Annotated in this window: 16 protein-coding genes; 9 read left to right on the forward strand and 7 right to left on the reverse strand. The window is 74.9% G+C overall.

Translation table 11 applies throughout. The features are described 5' to 3' along the window. Positions 1-73 precede the first annotated feature (73 nt). From ACWGJO_RS19755 to ACWGJO_RS19765, 3 genes are all read right to left on the reverse strand, one after another. Entirely contained in the window at positions 74-1,021 is a 948-nt protein-coding gene (locus tag ACWGJO_RS19755; RefSeq protein ID WP_387727655.1) for a hypothetical protein, read from the reverse strand. Continuing rightward, complete coding sequence (locus tag ACWGJO_RS19760; protein WP_452185381.1) at positions 1,015-1,638, reverse strand: hypothetical protein; 624 nt, start codon at positions 1,636-1,638, stop codon at positions 1,015-1,017. Before ACWGJO_RS19760 ends, ACWGJO_RS19755 begins: the two co-directional genes overlap by 7 nt. 137 nt (positions 1,639-1,775) lie before the next feature. After that, on the reverse strand, positions 1,776-2,666 hold the full coding sequence (locus ACWGJO_RS19765) for a hypothetical protein (protein ID WP_452185383.1): 891 nt from the start codon (positions 2,664-2,666) through the stop codon (positions 1,776-1,778). A gap of 117 nt (positions 2,667-2,783) precedes the next feature. Here ACWGJO_RS19765 and ACWGJO_RS19770 point away from each other — a divergent pair, with 117 nt between their 5' ends. From ACWGJO_RS19770 to ACWGJO_RS19780, 3 genes are all read left to right on the forward strand, one after another. Beyond that, complete coding sequence (locus tag ACWGJO_RS19770; protein ID WP_452185385.1) at positions 2,784-3,284, forward strand: pyridoxamine 5'-phosphate oxidase family protein; 501 nt, start codon at positions 2,784-2,786, stop codon at positions 3,282-3,284. 74 nt (positions 3,285-3,358) lie between these two features. Continuing rightward, on the forward strand, positions 3,359-3,811 hold the full coding sequence (locus tag ACWGJO_RS19775; protein WP_359913279.1) for a MaoC family dehydratase: 453 nt from the start codon (positions 3,359-3,361) through the stop codon (positions 3,809-3,811). 366 nt (positions 3,812-4,177) lie between these two features. After that, positions 4,178-5,380, forward strand: a complete 1,203-nt coding sequence (locus tag ACWGJO_RS19780) for an MBL fold metallo-hydrolase (protein WP_452185439.1) — start codon at positions 4,178-4,180, stop codon at positions 5,378-5,380. 110 nt (positions 5,381-5,490) lie between these two features. On the opposite strand, the gene ACWGJO_RS19785 is transcribed toward ACWGJO_RS19780, so the two are convergent. Beyond that, positions 5,491-8,205: a DUF7824 domain-containing protein gene (locus ACWGJO_RS19785; protein ID WP_452185387.1), complete on the reverse strand. Its 2,715-nt coding sequence runs from the start codon at positions 8,203-8,205 to the stop codon at positions 5,491-5,493. Beyond that, positions 8,202-9,587 carry an SWIM zinc finger family protein gene (locus tag ACWGJO_RS19790; RefSeq protein WP_452185389.1) on the reverse strand — a complete coding sequence of 462 codons (1,386 nt, stop codon included), beginning with the start codon at positions 9,585-9,587 and terminating at the stop codon, positions 8,202-8,204. Before ACWGJO_RS19790 ends, ACWGJO_RS19785 begins: the two co-directional genes overlap by 4 nt. Before the next feature lie 137 nt (positions 9,588-9,724). On the opposite strand from ACWGJO_RS19790, the gene ACWGJO_RS19795 reads away from it, so the two are divergent. Beyond that, positions 9,725-10,633, forward strand: a complete 909-nt coding sequence (locus tag ACWGJO_RS19795; protein WP_452185391.1) for an acyl-CoA thioesterase — start codon at positions 9,725-9,727, stop codon at positions 10,631-10,633. Positions 10,634-10,731: 98 nt separating this feature from the next. After that, positions 10,732-11,448 (forward strand): TetR/AcrR family transcriptional regulator, encoded by a 717-nt coding sequence (locus ACWGJO_RS19800; protein WP_452185393.1) that lies wholly within the window; start codon positions 10,732-10,734, stop codon positions 11,446-11,448. On the opposite strand, the gene ACWGJO_RS19805 is transcribed toward ACWGJO_RS19800, so the two are convergent. Further along, complete coding sequence (locus ACWGJO_RS19805; RefSeq protein ID WP_452185441.1) at positions 11,403-12,638, reverse strand: sulfite oxidase; 1,236 nt, start codon at positions 12,636-12,638, stop codon at positions 11,403-11,405. The two genes, ACWGJO_RS19800 and ACWGJO_RS19805, sit on opposite strands and share 46 nt — an antisense overlap. 457 nt (positions 12,639-13,095) lie before the next feature. On the opposite strand from ACWGJO_RS19805, the gene ACWGJO_RS19810 reads away from it, so the two are divergent. The 3 genes from ACWGJO_RS19810 (at position 13,096) to ACWGJO_RS19820 (ending at position 15,577) form a co-directional block, all read left to right on the forward strand. Next, positions 13,096-13,485, forward strand: a complete 390-nt coding sequence (locus tag ACWGJO_RS19810; protein WP_452185395.1) for a MerR family transcriptional regulator — start codon at positions 13,096-13,098, stop codon at positions 13,483-13,485. 160 nt (positions 13,486-13,645) lie between these two features. Then, the gene (locus tag ACWGJO_RS19815; protein WP_452185397.1) at positions 13,646-15,277 is read left to right on the forward strand and encodes a BCCT family transporter; all 1,632 of its coding nucleotides are present in this window, start codon (positions 13,646-13,648) and stop codon (positions 15,275-15,277) included. 120 nt (positions 15,278-15,397) lie between these two features. Next, complete coding sequence (locus tag ACWGJO_RS19820; RefSeq protein ID WP_452185399.1) at positions 15,398-15,577, forward strand: hypothetical protein; 180 nt, start codon at positions 15,398-15,400, stop codon at positions 15,575-15,577. A 166-nt stretch (positions 15,578-15,743) separates the two neighbouring features. Here the strand turns inward: ACWGJO_RS19820 and ACWGJO_RS19825 are convergent, their stop codons facing one another. Beyond that, positions 15,744-17,303, reverse strand: coding sequence for a DUF2398 family protein (locus ACWGJO_RS19825; RefSeq protein WP_452185401.1), 1,560 nt, complete (start codon positions 17,301-17,303; stop codon positions 15,744-15,746). Between the two features lie 456 nt (positions 17,304-17,759). On the opposite strand from ACWGJO_RS19825, the gene ACWGJO_RS19830 reads away from it, so the two are divergent. Continuing rightward, positions 17,760-18,515: a lysoplasmalogenase gene (locus ACWGJO_RS19830; protein WP_452185403.1), complete on the forward strand. Its 756-nt coding sequence runs from the start codon at positions 17,760-17,762 to the stop codon at positions 18,513-18,515. The last annotated feature ends 13 nt before the right edge of the window (positions 18,516-18,528 follow it).

An 18,528-nucleotide genomic window follows, 5' to 3' on the forward strand; every position in this document is an offset into this window, starting at 1 on the left:
CGGTCACTTGTGTGCGGTCACTTGCGGGTGATCACTTTCGGGTGATCACCGGAGCTCGGTCACCGGACCGCGCTCAGTTGAGCACCTGCATCTCGGCGACCCTGAGCTCGAAGGGCTTGCTGCTCTGGTTGATGCCCGGGATCGTGAACTTCCGCGGGTTCGGCCCTCCGGTGACCACCACGGCGGCCTCCCAGTGCATCGTCACCGTGGCGCTGAAAACGCTGTTCTTCTCACCGGCCGAGCTGGTCCTGAACTCGTAGCCGCAGTCCGGGGACTTCGCGTCGCCGTACTTGGGGTCGTACGGCGTTCCGGTCGTGGTGCAGGAGGTCTGGAGGTGCGCGCCGAAGCTCCAGTCCGCCTTCAGCAGCCGGGGCGTGACGGTGACCGAGATGCCCCCGACCGCCGCGCTGCCCGGTGCGGGCAGCGCGGCGTCGTCCGCCCAGAGCCAGACCGGGGCGTTGACCACCGCCGTGGTCTGCGGAGCGGCGCGGCCCACCGGCGGCCGGAAGCGGACCTGGTCGTAGGCCCGCTGGATGGCCATCGCCTCCGCGTTGACGTTCTGCCCGCCCGGCGCGGTGGCCTCGAAGACGATCTCGGCGCCGCCCTGGCCGCCGTCGGTCTGCGGACAGACCTTGGTGTAGAGGGAGCCGTCCTTCGGGTCGTGGCCGTCCCACGCCGGGTCGCCCGCGGGCGGCGGGTTGTCCAGGGCGCGGAAGTAGCACCCCTTGTCGCTGTTGAACCAGCCCAGCTGGGGGTCGTGGCAGGCCCACGCGACCTCGTGGTAGCTGCACAGCTGCGGGCCGGTGTCCGAACCGCCGCCACCGCCGGGCTTCGGTCCGCCGGGCGACGTGGTCGATCCGCCGGAATTGACGTCTATGCAGATGACGTTCGGGTAGCACTGCTCGGCGCCGCCGTTCGGCGGTTCGTCCGCGGTCGCGTTGACGGCCGAGGTCAGCAGCAACCCGGCCGACATCGACGCGGCGATCGCGATTCGCCGGGCCGGTTTCCGCGCGTTCAGCATGTCCGGTCCACCTCCCGTTTGAAGTCGTAGATCAACCAATGTGCCTGGAACCAGCGCAGGGAAGCGGTTCCGACGTACCGGTTCAGACGTGCTCCGGGATCCTTGGCGGCCCCGGTGACGGCGTCGACGCGGTGCCAGCCGGACAGGTCGACGCAGTCCTCGATCACGGCGGTCTGCGGATCGGCTTTCAGATCAATGGCCTTGACCATCGCGGAATTGCGCGGCGTCCCGGTCATCACCACTTTGGCGTCGCGCAGTTGCCGGAGGCTGACCAGGCTGTCGGACAGGGCGCGCCCGGAAGAGTACTGCTCAAGTGCGTAACCGTCCGAATCCGAACGTCCGAAGACCTGGGCCTGGACCTGCCACCAGTCCTGATAGGCCTTCAGGGCCAGCCGTCCCATGGCCCCTTCCGGACCGCTGGTCGGCGCGATCGAGGCGTTTACCGAACCACCCGAAGGAGTTAGCGGGTCCACTCCCGCGACAGTGGGCGCGGCCGACCCGATGCGATCGACGGAACCGCCCGCACCACTGCTCGCACAAGCACCGAGCAGCAACACCAGAACCGCCCCACCGACTCCAACCGCCCCAGGGCGCAACACATTTCCGCGCTGCCGCATGGCCCCACCTCGTTGCGACCGACCTGATCCGTGATCCACGGCCGCCAGGAGAATTCCGCCGTCCCACCGGTGTTTCCGCTGGGGATCGATTCTTCGCCAACCCACCCCATCACGGCAACACCTCAGGCCCCCTGACCTTACGCGGAAGGAGGTTCCGTCGGGGCGTTTTCCCGCCACAGAACGGCCAACAGTTCCTCGGAAAGCGACAATCCGGCCAATGCGCCCCGAACCGCGGCCCGATTGCGCATCAGGAGCCGCCCGGCGTGCGGCGGAACGAGCAGGCGCGCGCCAGGCGCACCCGAACTACCGGCCGCTTCCCCACCGTCCGTCAGCGCGGCCACGGCCGGCTGGAGATCGAGCGGGGCGACGGCCGCGGGGGCACCCGGGACGCCCTGGCGCAGGACGGCGGTCAGGGCCCGGCTGAACGAGCCCTCCCCGCCCGGCAGGACGGCGTCCCGGCCGCGTCTGCCCGGGGCGTAGCGGCTGCCCGGGGAGTGGCGGCCGATCCGGCCCCACAGCGGAACCCTTGAGTAGCTCAGCAGTTCACCCGCGCCGTCCTCGCCGCGCTCCAGCGCCACCCAGGCGTCGCGGTCGACCACCGCGTCGACCAGCAGCAGCGCCTCCTCCTGGTCCCCGTGCACCATCGCACTGACCACCCAGTCCCAGGCCAGGCCCCGGCGGTAGGCGTTGTCGGCAGTGCTTCCTGCGGTGACCAGGGCCAGCCGGCGCCCGCGCGGATCGACCACCAGCTGGCCGACCAGGCAGACCAGCAGCCAGCGGCCGGGGTGCTGGGCGGCATCCCGGACGGCGGTGAGCATCGCGTTGGCGTCCGCGTCCGGCGCCACCGTGGTGACCCGGCAGCCGGCCGCGCCGGTGTCGAAGCACATCCCGGGCAGCACGTCGGCGAGCAGCCGGGCGCCGTCCGCCGCGAGCGCCGCACCCCCGAAGGCCCGGTCGGGCCCGCCGTCCGCCCCGATCACCACCAGATCGACCCCGCCCGCCATCCGGCCGTCCCCCTCCTGCACCATTTCTCCACCCGCCGGGCAGGCTACCGCCCCGAACGGTCGCCGACGGGGCTCCCGACCCGTCCGCTCAGGGACCATGGGCCCTATCGGCGCGCGCACCGACCGAGGACGATCGGACGCATGGAGCGTGAGGACCGTGTGGAGACCCTGAGCGAGGCCGAGTGCCTGCGGCTGCTCAGCACCGTGCCCGTCGGGCGCGTGGTGTACACCGAGCACGCGCTGCCGGCCGTCCTGCCGGTCTCCTTCGAGGTCCTGGACGGGCGGCTGGTGCTCGCCGTACGCCGGGGAAGTGCCACCGCGCGCGGGCTTGACGGCACGGTGGTGGCCTTCCAGGCGGATCTGCTGGACCCGGTCACCCGCACCGGGTGGAGCGTCCTGGTGCACGGGCGGGCCGACGTGGTGAGCGATCCCGAGCAGGTCAGACGGGTGCTGCGGTCCGGTCTGCGGCCGTGGGTGGGCGATCCGGAGCCGCTGTTCGTCGCGCTGGTCCCGGAGCTGGTCAGCGGCCGCCGACTGTTCCCGACCGGGCCGGGCGTCCCGGGCCGCCGGACACGCCGGCAGCCGAGCACCGGGCCGGTGAGCGCCGGGCCCGTGAACACCGGTTCTCCGTTCGGCTCCTGACAGATACCGGTGGGTAGGCATACGCTTCCGGCGTCCTGACCCCACCCCGGGCCCGTCCCCACCAGGAGCGCACCGTGACGACCTTCGCCTCCCTCGCCGAGCTGACCGCCGCCGTCGGCACCGAGCTGGGCACCAGTCAGTGGCACACCATCGAGCAGCGGCGGATCGACCTGTTCGCCGAGGCGACCGGTGACCACCAGTGGATCCACGTGGACCCGGAGCGGGCCAAGGAGAGCCAGTTCGGCTCGACCATCGCGCACGGCTACCTGACCCAGTCGATGATCCCGGTGCTGGCGAAGGAGTGCTACGCCGTCGAGGGCGTGCGGATGGCGCTGAACTACGGCTCCGACAAGGTGCGGTTCCCGGCGCCGGTGCCGGTGGGCACGGCGATCCGGGCCACCGCCGAGCTGCTCTCGGCCACCGAGGTGCCGGGCGGGATCCAGGCGGTGGTGCGGTTCACCGTGACCAGCGAGCGGAGCGCCAAGCCGCACTGCGTCGCGGAGACGATCACCCGCTTCTACGCCTGATCCGGGCCAGGGCCGGGGCCTGATCCGGGCCAGGGCCGGGGCCGGGGAAGTCCCCCCGGGGGAGAGAGAGCGGGGCGGCGCCCGGACACCGGCCCGCGCCGCCTTCCCGGGTACGCCGATTGGACCGCGCCGGGCTCTCCACCAGGTCCGGACGGCCCATGGCGAGTAATCTCCGACGAGATGGTTGTCGTATCGCAGCAGCCCCACCCGCCACTGCGCTGCGCGCCCCGGGCACGCCCGGTAGCCGTGACCGTCCCTGGAGGAGCCGTGCCCCGCCCCGCCCCGTGGTTCTCCCGCCTCGCCGGTCTGTCCGCGCTGTTCGCCCCGCCCTCCGCCGACCCCGCCACCGAGCGCGCCGTACCCGGGCTGGCCGGACTGCCCCGGGCCGCCTGGCACCGGATCCGGACCGACGCCTTCGGAGCCGAGCCCCGGGGCGAGCGGCTGGCCCGCATCCGCCGCTCCCCGCAGTTCGCCGACGGCGCCTTCCGCAACCCGGTGCCCACCCGCCGCCTGGTGTACGAGCGCAGCCCGCTGGAGATCACCCGCGCCCAGCTGGCCGGGGACAAGACCCGCCGCGCGCCGACCGCCGCCGTGCCGGTGCACCGGCTGCTCCCGGGCGACCTCGCCGCGCCGCCGGATTCCGGGCTGCGGCTGACCTGGCTGGGGCACGCCACGGTCCTGGCCGAGATCGGCGGACGGCGGGTCCTGCTCGACCCGGTCTGGGGCGAGCGCTGCTCCCCCTTCTCCTGGACCGGCCCCAAGCGGCTGCACCCTGTTCCGCTGCCGCTGTCCGAACTCGGGCCGGTGGACGTGGTGGTGGTCTCCCACGACCACTACGACCACCTCGACATGGGCACCGTCCGGGCGCTGATCGGGACGGGCGCGGTGTTCGCCGTCCCGCTCGGGGTCGGGGCCCACCTGGAGCACTGGGGCGTACCGGCCGCGCGGATCGTCGAACTGGACTGGTGGGAGTCGGCCGAGGTCGCCGGTCTGACGCTGACCGCCACGCCGGCCCGGCACTACTGCAGCCGGGGACCGCGCACCAGCACGCTGTTCCTGTGGGCCTCCTGGGTGATCGCCGGTGGCGGGCGGCGGATCTTCCACAGCGGGGACACCGGCTACTTCCCCGGCTTCGCCGAGATCGGCCGCCGGCTCGGCCCGTTCGACGCGACGATGATGCAGGTCGGCGCGTACAGCGAGTTCTGGCCCGAGGTGCACATGACCCCCGAGGAGGGCGTGCGGGCGCACCTGGACGTGGGCGGCGAACTGCTGCTGCCGATCCACTGGTGCACCTTCAACCTCGCGCTGCACCCCTGGGACGAGCCGGCCGAGCGAGTGGTCACCGCGGCCCAGACGCTCGGCGCCCGGCTCGCGGTGCCCCGTCCCGGCAAGCCCTTCGAGCCCGCCGCCCCGCCCGCCCTGCGCCTGTGGTGGCGGGCCGTCGCCGCCCCGCGCGGCATCCCGCCCCTGGCCGGCGAGCGGCCGCAGGACGAGGCGGCCACGGGGGCGTCCGAGGCGCGCGAACGGACGACAACTTTCAGCGAACAGATTTCAAAATCTGTTCGCTGAAAGTTGTCGTCTGTTCGACATCCGTCCGCCATCAGTCGACATCTGTCCGCCGCCGACCGACACCCGTCCGCCGCCGGCGCCCGTGTCGGGGTCCGCCGGCATCCACCCCCTCAGCCCGCGAGCACGTCCCGCAGCGCCCGGGCCTCCTTGACCACCCGGCCCGCTCCCCCGCGCTCGGCCGCCGCCGTCACCTCGGCGACCGGCCCGCGGGCCCCGGTGCGCCGGGCGCAGTCGGCGGCCAGCGCGATCAGGTCGCCCAGCCCGCGCGTCGACGGGTCGGCCTCCCCCAGCAGGCCCGGCAGGGCCGCCGCGAGCACCGACCAGACCGTCGCCCGGGCCCCGGTCTCCGCCGCCGTGGTGAGCGCCGCCCCGAGCCGGCCGGCCGGCACCGTGCCGCAGGCCACCAGGGCGCCGAGCTCACGGCCGAGCAGCGCGCCGTCCAGGTCGCCGCGCGCGGCGAGCACCAGCAGGGCGTCCACCGCCGCCGTCCGGTCCTCGGCGTGCCGGGCGCCCAGGCCGTACGCCAGTGCGAGGTGCAGCGCGAGCCCGGCAGGGCCGCCGGCCTCGGCGAGCAGCGGGAGGTAGCGGGCGGCACCGCGCTCGTCCCGGTCGGCGCCCTCAGCGAAGGGGTCGAGCCAACGCGCGGCCAGCTCCTCCCGGTGCCAGGGGAGCATCGCGAACCAGTGCGCGACGGGCCGCCAGGTCCAGCCGTACACCTTGCGGGCCCGGGCGACGCTGGGCTCGGTGCCGTCCAGCAGGGCCCGCGGCTCGGCCGTGAGCCGCTCGCCGCCCGGCCCCTTCGGTCCGGCGCCGATGCCCGGCTGGGCGACGGCGATCCGCTCGACGTCCTCCCACCAGCGGTCCCCGTACGCGTTGGTGCGCCGCACCCCCTTGCCGGGCGCGAACAGCACCCGCTCGGAGGGCTGCCCGGGCAGGCCGCCGGTGCGCAGCCAGTGCGCCAGCCACCGCCCGGCCGGGGAGGTGAGCGCCTCGGCGGCCTTCAGCACCGCCTCCTCCACCCGCACGTCGACCCGCAGCAGGGCCTGGGACAGGTCGGCCTTTCCCGGCGTGACGCCCGCCGCCTCGTACCCGGCGAGCCGCTCGACCAGCACGGACGCGTCCAGGGCGCCGGTGGCGTCGGTCGGGGTGGCGAGCAGGTACGGCAGCCGGGCCTGGACGACCTGCCAGGCGGCCTCCTCCAAGCGGGCGGCGAGGACGGCCCCGTGCACGGTGGTGTGCGCTCCGCGAAGCACGGAGCGGCCCTTGCGGCCGAGGTAGTCCCAGACCTTCCACGGCGGCGTCTCTCCGGCCACCGCGGCCACCACGTGGAGGATCTCCCGGGGCATGCAGTCACCCCCACTGTTGGTGCCGCGCCACGGGTGCACCCGGCGGACCGGCTCCACCGCGTCGGCCAGCGCCTTCCGGTCCAGGTGGGTGAGCCGGACCAGCCCGTCCAGCACCCGCTCGAAGTCCGCCACGGCGGGCTCGCCCGAGGCGAGCAGGGCGGACAGCTCCTCCGCGAGTTCCACCGCCGAGCCGATCGGGGCGCCGAGCGGGCGCGGTTCGGGGGCCGGCGGGAGGAAGGCGTTCCACCCTGCGTCCGGGTCGTCCTCGTCACCCCCGACCGGCGCGCCGAGCAGGTCGCCCGCGCGCCGGTGGTGGGCCGGGTTCAGGGCCTCGGCGGCGGTCCGCAGCTCCGCCACCACCGCCTCCCCCGCCGCCTTCAGGTGCCGGGCCACCACGTTCAGCGCCCGTTCCTGGAGGGCCGCGTCGGGGTGCCCGAAGGCCTCGGCCGCGGCCAGCACCACCGGGCCGGAGCGCCCGGGCGCGCGCCGGGCCGCCTTGTCCAGCCAGGCCAGCTGGGCGCGGACCAGCTTCTTCTCGGTCCGGAACAGCACCACTGCCGAGGCCTCGGTGAGCACCTCGGGCTCGATCAGCCCGGCCTCGTCCAGCCCGGCGAGCACCTCCTGGACGTGCCCGGCGAGTACCGACGGGCCGTCCAGCAGCGCCACCAGGTCGCGCACCCGGGCCGCGTACTCCCCGGGCGTCGGTTCGAGCTCCCGCAGCACCTCCAGGAAGGCCCGCTGGTCGGTCGTCCTGCCGCCGCGCACCAGCCGGGCCAGGCAGCGGTCGAGCACCTCGGCCCGGTCCACCACGCCGGCCGCGGCCAGTTCGCCGATCGCCTCCGTCCAGACGTCGCCGGGGCGCGGGCCGAGCCGGAGCGTCAACGGCCAACCGATGTCAGCGAGTTCGAACAGCTCGGGCAGCAGCATCGGGGTGAAGGCGTCCGCGCGCAGCTTCTCGGCGAGCGTCGGACGCGCGCCGCCCAGGTCGCCGGTGCGGTCCATCCAGCCCCGGACGAAGGTCTCGCCGCGCGGCACCTCGCAGCCGGTGCGCCGGACCACGGCCTCCATCACCGGGTACATCGACCAGCCCTGGTTGCGCGCCGGCCGGACTGCGAGCCGGGTGACCACCTCGACCTGCCACTCCACCGGCTGCGCCTCGATGACCTGGTGCAGCACGGAGTTGCGAGCCCACGGGCGGTCGGCGAAGTCGCTGCCGGCCAGCCAGACGGCGGCGCCGGCCGGGCCGGCGTGGCAGCCGACCCCGGCCACCAGCAGTCGCCCCCTGGCCTCGGCCGCCTCCCGCGACCAGTCCTGCCGCAGCTCCTTGCGCAGTTCCTTGAGGGCGGCCAGGCCGGACCGTCGCTGGGCCGGGTCCAGGGCGGCCAGCAGCTCCGGTATCCGCGCGAGCCGTCCGGACCGGACGGCCGTCAGCAGTTCGTCGACCGGCCCCTGCCGGTCGGCATCCGCCGTCGTGCTCACGCTCCGGCCCCCTTCGCCCCCGCGGCCGACTCCCGCACCATCCCGACCGCCAGTGCGTGCTTGCACGGCCCACGTCCGCCCCGGTACTTGCCCCACCACAGGCAGGTGCAGCTCAGCCGCCCCGACGCGTCCGTGCGCACCCGCTGGATGTGGCCGTCCACCGTGACGACGGCCGTCGCCCCGCCCTCCTCCAGCCGGACCGCGCCCGCCTCGACCAGGGCCCGGGCGGCCCGCAGCCGGGGGTTGGCCGCCTCGGCCCGCCCGGCGGCGTACGGGAGCTGCCGGTGGAAGTAGGCGGCCTCGGCGGTGTCGTAGCCGATCTGCCCGGCGGTGCCCAGCCGGGTGAGCGCGGCGCGGACCCGTTCGGGGCTCAGCCCGGACTGGGCGGCGAGGTCCCCGACCTCGATCCGGGGCTCCCAGGCGAGCAGCACCGCGATCAGTCCGGCGTCCCGCTCGGCCGTCCCGGTGGCGAGCGAGTCGAGCACCCCGCCCTCGCCGGAGAAGCCCCGGGAGGCGTCGGGCGAGAGCGTCAGGGTCAGCCGCATGCCGGGCAGCACCGCCTCCCAGGCAGATGCGGTCGGCCCCCCGGCCGCGACCGGCCCGTACACCCGCAGGGCGAGCGCGTGCCGCAGCACCCGCTGGAGCGCCACCAGCCGCTCGGGCCCGGGCAGGCAGACCGCGCCGGGCACCGGCCGGGTGGTCGGCCGCAGCGTCCTCCCGGCCGGGACGACCCAGCCGGCGCCGGCCCGCCCGCCGCGCCCGGCGCGCGGCAGCGAGCGCAGGAACCGGACCGCCTCGGCGGCGGGCAGCTCGGCGCGCGGCTCGAAGCCGGCGGCGACGACCTGGGTCTCGGCGAATCCGCGCAGCCAGCGCTCCGGCAGCGGGACCTTCTTCTCGACCAGCGGCCCGTCGAAGCTGGTGACCTCCAGCGCGTCCGGCCCGACCGCGAGGTGCAGCGGGTCGGCGGGGCCGATCCTGGTCAGCGCCTCCCGCAGCGGGTTGTTGACGTCCACGTTGGTGGTGCCGTGGCCGATCTCGTCCCCGTCGAGCCCGGCCCGGAGCACGTCGAGCCGGGCGTAGACGCCGCAGCAGCCCGAGAAGGACTCGAAGCGCAGCCGGTCCCCGTTGGCGGTGACCACCGGGTCGAGCGAGGCGCGCAGCTGCGGCTGGTAGTAGCGCGCGGCGGCGACGTCCGCGACCGCGAGCAGCGCGGCGGCGGCCGGCGCCGGATCGGCCAGGAAGCCCGCGAAGAAGCGCGGGTTGGCGGCGGATCCGAGCGGGGTGGCGCCGCCGGAGGTGGCCAGGTCGAGGCTGCGTCCGTCGGCGCCGTCCAGGACGGCCGAAGGACGCAGATAAGCGTACGCGTGTGCGGATTGCGTCATGCCGAGCACGCTAGGTGAGGGCACTGACAGGCCTGTGGGCCACCAGCTGAAGTGAAACGTGTTCTATCCGATTTCCGAGCACCCGGACGTTACCCGGGTCACATCGCCACACGGTTGGCTTCTGCCACTATTGGCCCGTGACAGACCTGACTGAACAGCGCATCCCGGCCGAACAGGAGCCCAGCCCGGCCACCTCGTTCGCCGGGCTGCTGGAGATCGAGCAGCTGAACGAGAACACGTTCCGGGGCCGCTGCCACGCCGGCGCCCCGATGCGCGCCTTCGGCGGCCACGTCGCCGCGCAGGCGCTCGTCGCCGCCGGCCGCACCTGCGCGGACCGGCGCCCGGTGCACTCGCTGCACGGCTACTTCCTGCGGCCGGGCTCCCCCGCCCAGCCGATCGACTACCTGGTCGAGCGGGTCCGCGAGGGCATGTCCTACACCACCCGCCGGGTGACGGCGCTCCAGCAGGAGCACGAGGTCTTCACCCTCTCGGTGTCCTTCAAGCACCCCGAGCCGGCCGCCGACCGCCAGCGCGAGATCCCGCCCCTGCCCCGCCCGGAGTCGCTGCCGAACGCCGTCGCCGGGCTGCCCGAGCAGGTCCGTCGGGCGCTCGCCGCGGACGGCGGCTTCCGCGACCTCGACGTGCGCTTCGTCCCGGCGGACTCCCCGGGGCTGCCGGCGGCCGTCCCCGGACTGCTGCAGCAGTTCGTCTGGATGCGCACCGCCTCGCCGCTGCCGGACGGGGACCCGCTGCTGCACGCCGGCGCGCTGACCTACCTGTCCGACCTCACCCTGGCCTCCACCGCCGGGCTGAACATGCAGCCGAACTTCTTCCAGCGCACCGAACCGCCCCGGCTGCTGATGGCCTCGCTGGACCACGCGATGTGGTTCCACCGCCCGTTCCGGGCCGACCAGTGGCTGCTGTTCGCCCAGCGCAGCCCGTCCTCCTCGGACGGCCGGGGCCTGGCGCTCGGCGAGTTCTACGACCTGGACGGCCGACTGGTCGCCTCCGCAGTCCAGGAGGCGCTGATCCGCGACCCCTCGTGACACCCGGCACTCCCGGTACCCCGGTGACCCCAGGACGAACGGAAGGCGGCCGGACGGCGTCATACTCCTGAGCGGCCCCGGCCCGTATCATGGTGCGGGTGACCAAGGTTGACCTGTCACCACGGCCGGTGGAGGCGATGTCTCCGCGTCAGCTCGAACGCCGCGAAAGCCTGATCGCGGCCGCGCTCGCCCTGGTGAACGAGATCGGCGTCGAGCGGATGCAGATGAAGCAGGTCTGCGAGCGGTCCGGAGTCGCCCTGGGGACGGCGTACCGCTACTTCTCCTCCAAGGACCACCTCCTGGCGGCGGCGATCGCCGAGTGGCATCGCCTCCTGCTGGCCGACCTGGTGGCCGAGCTGCGCGGCCCGAGAGCCGGGCCGGGGGCCACCGACCGGGCGGTCCGGTTCGTCCGGGGCGGGATGCGGGCCTACCAGCGGCAGCCCGAACTCGCCCGGCTGAGGGTGGCCGTGGCCGCCTCCACCGATCCGTTCGCCAGCGAGGCCCTGCAAGGCATGGCCCGGGCCGACAGCACCGCCCTGCAAGCCGTGACGACCGAGGTGCCGGCCGCCGCGAGCGACCTGGTGCGGCACATCGTCGCCCACGCCTGGCAGGGCGAGCTGACCGCCTGGGTGACCGGCCGCACCACCCTCGGGGACGCCCGGCGGCGCCTGGAGGACGTGGTGCGGCTGGTGCTGACCCCGTACGAGACGCGGTACCCGGCCCCGTACGAGGTCCAGTCCACCGGCGCGGCGCGGATCACTGCCGCGGCTCAGACCACCGTCACCGGGTGGGCCACCACCGCACCGAACAGGTAGCCCTCCCGGTTGAACACCGCCCGCTCGGGCTGGGTGTTGCCCCGGCGGTCCGTCGCGCGGGCACGCAGCTCGTACGGACCGGGCCGCTCGGGGCGCCAGTCGACGCTCCAGCGCGTCCAGCCGTCGGCCCGCGGCTCGTCGCGCAGTTCGGCGCGCCGCCAGGTCCGGCCGCCGTCGGCACTCACCTCGACCCGGCGCACCGCCGCCGCCCCGGACCACGAACGCCCGTGCAGCCGGTGCTCGCGCCCCGCCGCCAGCCGCGCACCGGCGGCCAGCTCGAAGGCGCTCTTGACCACCTGCTCGGTGAGCGGGTCGCCGCCGCCCGGCGGGTACTCCGGACCGAACATCCGGTAGAAGTCGGTGTTCCACGGCGAGTACAGCCGGTGGTCGGCGACCTCCACGCTGCCCACCCACTTGATCGAGGCGATGCCCACCCAGCCGGGCACCACCAGCCGGGCCGGGGCGCCGTGGTCCGGGGTCAGCGGCTCGCCGTTCATCTCGTACGCGAGCAGCACGTCGTCCAGCGCCTTGGCGATCGGCAGCGGGCGGCGCACCGGTCCGTAGTTGGTGCCGCCGGCGACGAAGTCCGGGTCCAGGCCGGTGGGCAGCACGTCCACCGCCGCCCCGGTCAGCCCGGCGGCCCGCAGTACCTCGGCCAGCCGGACGCCGCGCCAGCTCGCCGAGCCGACGCCGCCGAGGGTCCACGGCGTACCCGGGACGGGCTGGTTCTGCTGGCCGGCGTAGTAACTGCGGGCGTTGCCGGCGCACTCGATCAGCGCGCTGATCCGGGTGGACGGCAGCTCCCGCAGGTCGTCCAGGCCGAACTCGACCGGGCGCCCGGCCGTCGGGGCGCCGCGCAGGCCGCTGCCGAAGAGCCTGAGGCGCCAGGTGCCGGGGTCGATCAGCGGGGTGCTGGTGTGGTTCCGGACGAAGAACCGCTCCACCGGCACGTGCCGGTGGACGACGGCACGGCCGTCGGCGTCGCGGAAGGCGTCCCAGCGAGTCTCGGCGTTGGTGCCGCGCGGCACGAACCACTCGGCGGGCAGCGGTTTGACGATCCCCGGCACGGGCCCGGGCGCCGCCCCGGGCAGGGGGCCGGGCGGAGGCACCTCCTCGGCGGCCGCCCGGCCCGCGGCGAGCAGCGGGACGGCCGGGACGGGCGCGACGAGCGCCCCGGCGGCGGAGACCATCCGCAGCACCGTCCGGCGGTCCACTCCGTCGTCGCGGACGGGCTGCGCCGGGCCGGCCTGCTCCGGGGCGTCCTGCGTCGGGGTGGCCGCGGTCCCGCCGGCCTGCGCCGGGGCTGCATCGTCCGGGGTACGGACCTCGTCGTCCATGAACGGCGTTCCTTCCGTGTCGGCGTGGACGGTTCGCCGGTGCACGCGACCAGAGCCGGGACCCGAAGGCTGTCCCGGGCGGGCTCCCGCTCTCCGGCTTGACCTTCTCACTGGTGTGAACACCTACCGTTCCCGCTGTCGGCGAAACCCCGGCCCGCGAAGGAACACCCGATGTCAGCCACCCCGCTCGCCCGGACCTCCTGGCCGGCCGCCCACGCCGACGTGCGAACTGCGCGACGTGGTACTGGAGTTCTTCAAGGGCTGACCGCCCCCGGGGAACACCCCGGCGAGCGGCGTCGTTCGCCGGGTCATGCGCATCGGAGAACTCGCCCGCCTGACCGGGGTGTCCACCCGCCTGCTCCGCTACTACGAGGAGCAGGGCCTGCTCAGGCCGGACCGGACGGCGGCCGGCCACCGCGCGTACGGCGAGCAGGACACCGTCCGGGTGTGGCAGATCCGCAGTCTGCTCGCGGCCGGTCTGAGCACCCGGATCATCGCCGGGCTGCTGCCCTGCGCCACCGGTCCCGTCCCGGTCCTGGAGGCCTGCCCGGAGCTGCTGGCGACCCTGCGCGACGAGCTCGCCGGCCTGGACTCGCGGATCGAGGACCTCTCCCGCAGCCGCCGGGCGCTCTCCCACTACCTCGCCACCGCGCGCGACTCCGGGCACGGGCACGACTACGGCGAGGGGCGGGCGGCCTGACGGGACGTAGGTCCCGACCCGGCGCTCCCCCGGCGCGCCGTCCCGCCACCGGCGGAGCGAACTGGACATAGTGCGACATACAGCTTGATCCCGAGCGTTCCGAGCGTTCCGGAAGACCCGAGCGTTCCGGACGCGCCGAGTATGTCGAGAGGTCCATCCGATGAGCAGCCAGCCGCCCCAGCCCGACCCGCCCGTGAAGGAGCCCGACGAACCCGCCGCGACCCTTCCGGTCGACCGGGCGGTGTTCGGCATCGGCGCCGTCCTGGTCCTGGCGGTGGTCGCGTGGGGCGTCTTCGCCGAGGACTCGCTCGGCCGCACCTCCGGCACGGCGCTCGACTGGGTGCTGCACAACTTCGGCTGGCTGTTCGTGGTGGCCGCCGACGTCTTCCTCGCCGTCGCCGTGCTGCTCGCGTTCAGCCGCTTCGGCCGGATCCGGCTCGGCCGCGACGACGACGAGCCCGAGTTCTCCACCGTCGCCTGGGTCGCCATGATGTTCAGCGCCGGCATGGGCATCGGCCTGATGTTCTACGGCGTCGGCGAGCCGCTCCAGCTCTTCGCCACCCCGCAGCCCGGCTCCGGCCTGGAGCCGCAGAGCTCGGCCGCCGCCCAGCAGGCCCTGGAGTTCTCGCTCTTCCACTGGACCCTGCACCCGTGGGCGATCTACGCGGTCGGCGGCCTGGCCCTCGCCTACACCACCTTCCGCAAGGGCCGGGGCAACCGGATCTCCGCCGCCTTCGTCCCACTGATCGGACAGCGCGGCGCGGACGGCTGGGCCGGGCGGACGATCGACCTGCTGGCCGTGTTCGCCACCGTCTTCGGCTCCGCGACCAGCCTCGGCCTCGGCGCGCTCCAGGTCGCCGACGGGCTCGGCTACATCTCGTCCGTCCGCAACACCCAGAATGCCCAGCTGATCATCATCGCCTCGCTGAGCGCCGCGTTCGTGGTCTCCGCGTTCTCCGGGGTGCACAAGGGCGTGAAGTGGCTCTCCACCGCGAACGTCGTACTCGCCTCGCTGATCATGGTCTTCGTCTTCGTGGTCGGTCCGACCGTGTTCGTGCTGGACGCGATTCCGTCCTCGGTCGGCGGCTACCTCTCCGACCTGCTCGCCATGTCCACCCAGACCGGCGCCTTCACCGACGAGGGCTGGCTCGGCTCCTGGACGATCTTCTACTGGGCCTGGTGGCTCTCCTGGGCGCCCTTCGTCGGCACCTTCATCGCCCGGATCTCGCGCGGCCGCACCGTCCGGCAGTTCCTGCTCGGCGTGCTGCTGGTGCCCAGCGGGGCGACGGTCATCTGGTTCTGCGTGATGGGCGGCACCGCGATCCGGCTGGTCACCACCGGTGCGGCCGACCTGGTCGCGACCATCCCGCAGGGCCCGGAGGCCTCCCTGTTCGAGATGCTGCGCTCGCTGCCGCTCGGCTCGGTGACCAGCGTGGTCGCGGTGCTGTTGGTGATGACCTTCTTCGTCACCAGCGCCGACTCGGCCTCGCTGGTGCTCGGCTCGCTCTCCAGCCGGGGCTCGCTGCATCCGCGGACCTGGCTGGTGGTGGTCTGGGGCGTGCTGATGGGCGGGGTCGCGGCGGCCCTGCTGCTGGCCGGCGGGCTGACCGCGCTGCAGAACGCGACGATCCTGGTCGCGCTGCCGTTCGTGGTGGTGATGCTGCTGCTGTGCGTCTCGCTGGTGAAGGAGCTCCGCGAGGACCCGGCCGCCGCACCCTCCCGCTTCCGCCCGCCGCACGGCCTGCGGGACGCCGTCCGGGAGGCCGTCGGCGAGTCCGGCACACGCCGCTGACCTGTGCATACGCCCCGGCCGGCGACGGTTGGGGCGTGTGCGGCCAACCGACGCCCAACCCCCGTCGGGACTTCACCCGCGCGTACCGACCGTTCACGCCGCCCTGGAAACCTCCCTGTCATGAACGCCAACCCTCAGGCGCCCCACCAGGAACCGCGCTTCCCCTTGCCCCAACGGCACCGCCGGCTGCTCGCCGCCACCGCCGTCCTCGTCTCCGTCGCCCTCGGCACCCTGGGCGTCGGCGCCACCGTGGAAACCGTCGAACACGGCCCCTTGGCCAGCGCCTCCGCCAGCAAGTAGCAACCGCCCCGCCCGGCACCGCGGTCCCCGCCCCGGACCCGGTGCTTCTTGCTCTCCCGGTCCGGAACCACCACGCTCCCCGGCCCGAGCCCGTCGCGTCTTCCGCCCGAGCCCGTCGCGTCTTCCGCCCGAGCCGGGTCCCGCTGCCGGAGAGCGGCGCCCCCCGCTACGCCCGCTGCTCGGCGCGGGGGCCGGCCGGGGGCGGGACCAGCGGGCCGGGGCGCGAATGGCGGCCTGTGCCGGGGGTGGGGTGGAGGTCGGGAGCCGGGGCGTAGCGGGCGGCCGGGGGGCGCAGGCGCCAGGCCGGGGGCCGGGTCCGGTGGGGGGTGGGGGCCATCAGGGCGAGGCGGTGGAGCAGGTCGAGGGCGTCGCGCCGCAGGGCGGTGCGGTCGGCGAGGTAGCGGGCGGGCAGCCCGTACTCGTCGGCGATGTCGCCGAGGACGCCGTCTATCAGCGCGTCCGGGATCGGGACGTCTCCGGCCACCGCCTCGCCGGGCAGTGGGCGGACCTCCTCGACCAGGCGCTCGACCAGCAGCAGGGCGGCCTGGGCGACGGTGTCGGCACCGGGGAGGGCGAGGTCGGTGAGTTCGGCGGCCGGGTCGAGCAGGGCGACGCCCTCGGCCCGCAGCTCGGCCTCCAGGCCGAGGAACTCGGCGAGCGCCGCCGGGCCGCTGAGCCGGTGGTCCTGCAGCCAGGCCCGGTGGTCCTCCGGGAGGTCGGCGGCCAGGACGGCGGGTGTCTCGGCGAGCAGCCGGCGGACGGCGGTGGCGGGCTCGGCGTCGGCGGCGCGGCGGATCAGGTCGGCGGCGTCGTCGGCGAGGGCGGGCGGGCCGGCCGGGACGGCACGGGCGAGCTCGCGGTCCACGGTCAGCACGAAGGAGCCGTCGGCCGGGTCGGGCGGCAGCTCGCCGAGCACCTGCCAGCCGGCCAGCGCGGCCAGCGCCATGGCGAGGTCGGTCGGTTCGGCGGTGAGTTCGGGGGCGGCGGCGCCCATCGCGTCGAGCAGCCGCCGGTAGTCCAGCTCCTCCGGGGCGTCGACCAACAGGGACAGCGCGAGAGCGAGTTGGGCGTACCCGGCCGGGGTGAACGGCACCCCGGTGACGGGGTGTTCGAGCCGGCGGGCGGCGTCCGGGCCGAGGCCGGCCTTGCAGAGCCGGGCGTGCCAGGGGCCGACGACGAGGCGGTAGCCGAGCAGGGTGTCGAACCGCTCGGCCAGCCAGTCCCGGTGACGGCGGATCAGCGGGAAGCCGTCGGCGTGCGGACCGGAGGCGGTGACCAGCGGATGGGCGAGCAGCAGCCGGGCGGCGATCCGGCGTTCGGCCGAGGGGAGCTCCTCGCCGGACCGGTCCTGGGCCACGACGGTGAGCGGCGTCACCCGCGTGGGCTCGGGCCTGCGGTGCCGGCCCGGCCTGCCCGGTTTGGCACCTGACCGGACGACGGGCAGCGCGGCGTCGTCGCGCCGGGCGCGGCGCAGGCCGCCCTCGGTGCGGTCCTCCCGGAGGCGCGCCGGCGTGGCGGAGTGCGCGGTGGGGCCGTGCCACCAGCTGACGCCGGGATCGGCGGCGGGCTCGGCGGCGGCGCCGAGGTGGCGGGCGGGGTAGAGGCCGAAGGAGGCCGCGCAGAGGTCGTCGGCGGTGCCGGGGGCGGCGGCGGCGAACCAGTGGGCCAGGCGCAGCAGCCCCGGATCGGGCGAGAGCGTCACGTCGGCGGCCGGGGGGTCGGTCACCCGCACGTCGTCAGTACCGCTCGCCGCGCCCGTCCCAGGTCCCCTGTCAGTGGGGCCGGTTCCAGGACCGCCGGTGGCACCGGTGGCGGAGCCGGCAGCGGGACCGCCGTCAGGACCGGCTTCGCGTACGGCGAGGACGGCGTGGGCGGTTCCCCGTCCTGCCCCGCCCGCGCGTCCGTCCGGCCTGCCGGCCACCCGGGTGGCGCCGACCGCGTAGTCCTGCTGATCCATGTCGGGGTCCAGACTAGACGGTGCCCGGGCCACCCGTCGGCAGCAACCGCCCTCCTGAGGAACTCTCCGCAGGAGCCCTCGAAGCGGTCGCCCGCGCTCCGCCTGCCGGCCGCCCCGTCATCCGGCTCCGCCCACCGGGGTTACGCGCCGGTAACCCGCCCTTCCGCCGCCGGTCCGGCTCCTCTAGGGTCGGTCCGAAGCAGCGGATCACCGAGAGGCGCACGCATGACTGTCCGTACCACCGACCGCGCCGGCCTCGGGGCACGCCTGCGCTCGGCCACCGGCCTGCTGGGCGGCTTCGCGGCCACCTCGGCGGCGCACCTGGGCGCGATCGTCTCCGGTGCCTCGGTGCTCCAGAACGCCACCAAGCCGGCCCTGATGCCGCTGCTGGCGGCCCAGAGCGTGGCGGCGGCCAGGAAGGCCGGGCAGGAGGCGCCGAAGCTGCTGGCGCCGGCCCTGATGCTGAGCGCGGGCGGGGACGTGCTGCTCCAGCTGAAGAACGATCCCGCGTTCCTCGCGGGCATGGGCTCGTTCGCGGCGGCGCACGTCTGCTACGTGACGATGTTCGTCAAGCGCGGCGCGCTCACCGACCGCCGCCGGGCGCTGATGGTCGCGGCCGCGTACGCGACGGCCTGGGTGACCCTGGTCGGGCAGCTCTGGCCGGACCTCGGGGACCTGCGCGTCCCGGTGGCGGGCTACAGCCTGCTGCTCGCCTCCACGGCCGTCACCTCGGCCGGGCTGGGCTGGCGGACCGGGCTGGGCGGGGCGCTGTTCCTGCTCTCCGACACGTTGATCGCCACCCAGCTGGCGAAGTGGCGGGAGCTGCCGGGCCATCAGTTCTGGATCATGGCGACCTATGTGCTGGCCCAGTACCTGCTGGCCGACGGCACCCTCCGGCACCAGGACCGGCTGCACCGCGAGGGCGTCGAGGGCACCGGGGCCGACAGGCGCAACGGCGGCGCCGAGCCGCTGACCGTCTGACCCGCCGCCGCGC

This window comes from Kitasatospora sp. NPDC054795 (assembly GCF_053611565.1).

Bases quoted from the DNA above. Each gene is read 5' to 3' on its own strand.
- ACWGJO_RS19755 (WP_387727655.1), bottom strand. From the start codon at position 1,021: ATGCTGAACGCGCGGAAACCGGCCCGGCGAATCGCGATCGCCGCGTCG.
- ACWGJO_RS19820 (WP_452185399.1), top strand. From the start codon at position 15,398: ATGAACGCCAACCCTCAGGCGCCCCACCAGGAACCGCGCTTCCCCTTG.
- ACWGJO_RS19765 (WP_452185383.1), bottom strand. From the start codon at position 2,666: ATGGTGCAGGAGGGGGACGGCCGGATGGCGGGCGGGGTCGATCTGGTG.
- ACWGJO_RS19790 (WP_452185389.1), bottom strand. From the start codon at position 9,587: ATGACGCAATCCGCACACGCGTACGCTTATCTGCGTCCTTCGGCCGTC.
- ACWGJO_RS19830 (WP_452185403.1), top strand. From the start codon at position 17,760: ATGACTGTCCGTACCACCGACCGCGCCGGCCTCGGGGCACGCCTGCGC.
- ACWGJO_RS19805 (WP_452185441.1), bottom strand. From the start codon at position 12,638: ATGGTCTCCGCCGCCGGGGCGCTCGTCGCGCCCGTCCCGGCCGTCCCG.
- ACWGJO_RS19760 (WP_452185381.1), bottom strand. From the start codon at position 1,638: ATGCGGCAGCGCGGAAATGTGTTGCGCCCTGGGGCGGTTGGAGTCGGT.
- ACWGJO_RS19770 (WP_452185385.1), top strand. From the start codon at position 2,784: ATGGAGCGTGAGGACCGTGTGGAGACCCTGAGCGAGGCCGAGTGCCTG.
- ACWGJO_RS19815 (WP_452185397.1), top strand. From the start codon at position 13,646: ATGAGCAGCCAGCCGCCCCAGCCCGACCCGCCCGTGAAGGAGCCCGAC.
- ACWGJO_RS19810 (WP_452185395.1), top strand. From the start codon at position 13,096: ATGCGCATCGGAGAACTCGCCCGCCTGACCGGGGTGTCCACCCGCCTG.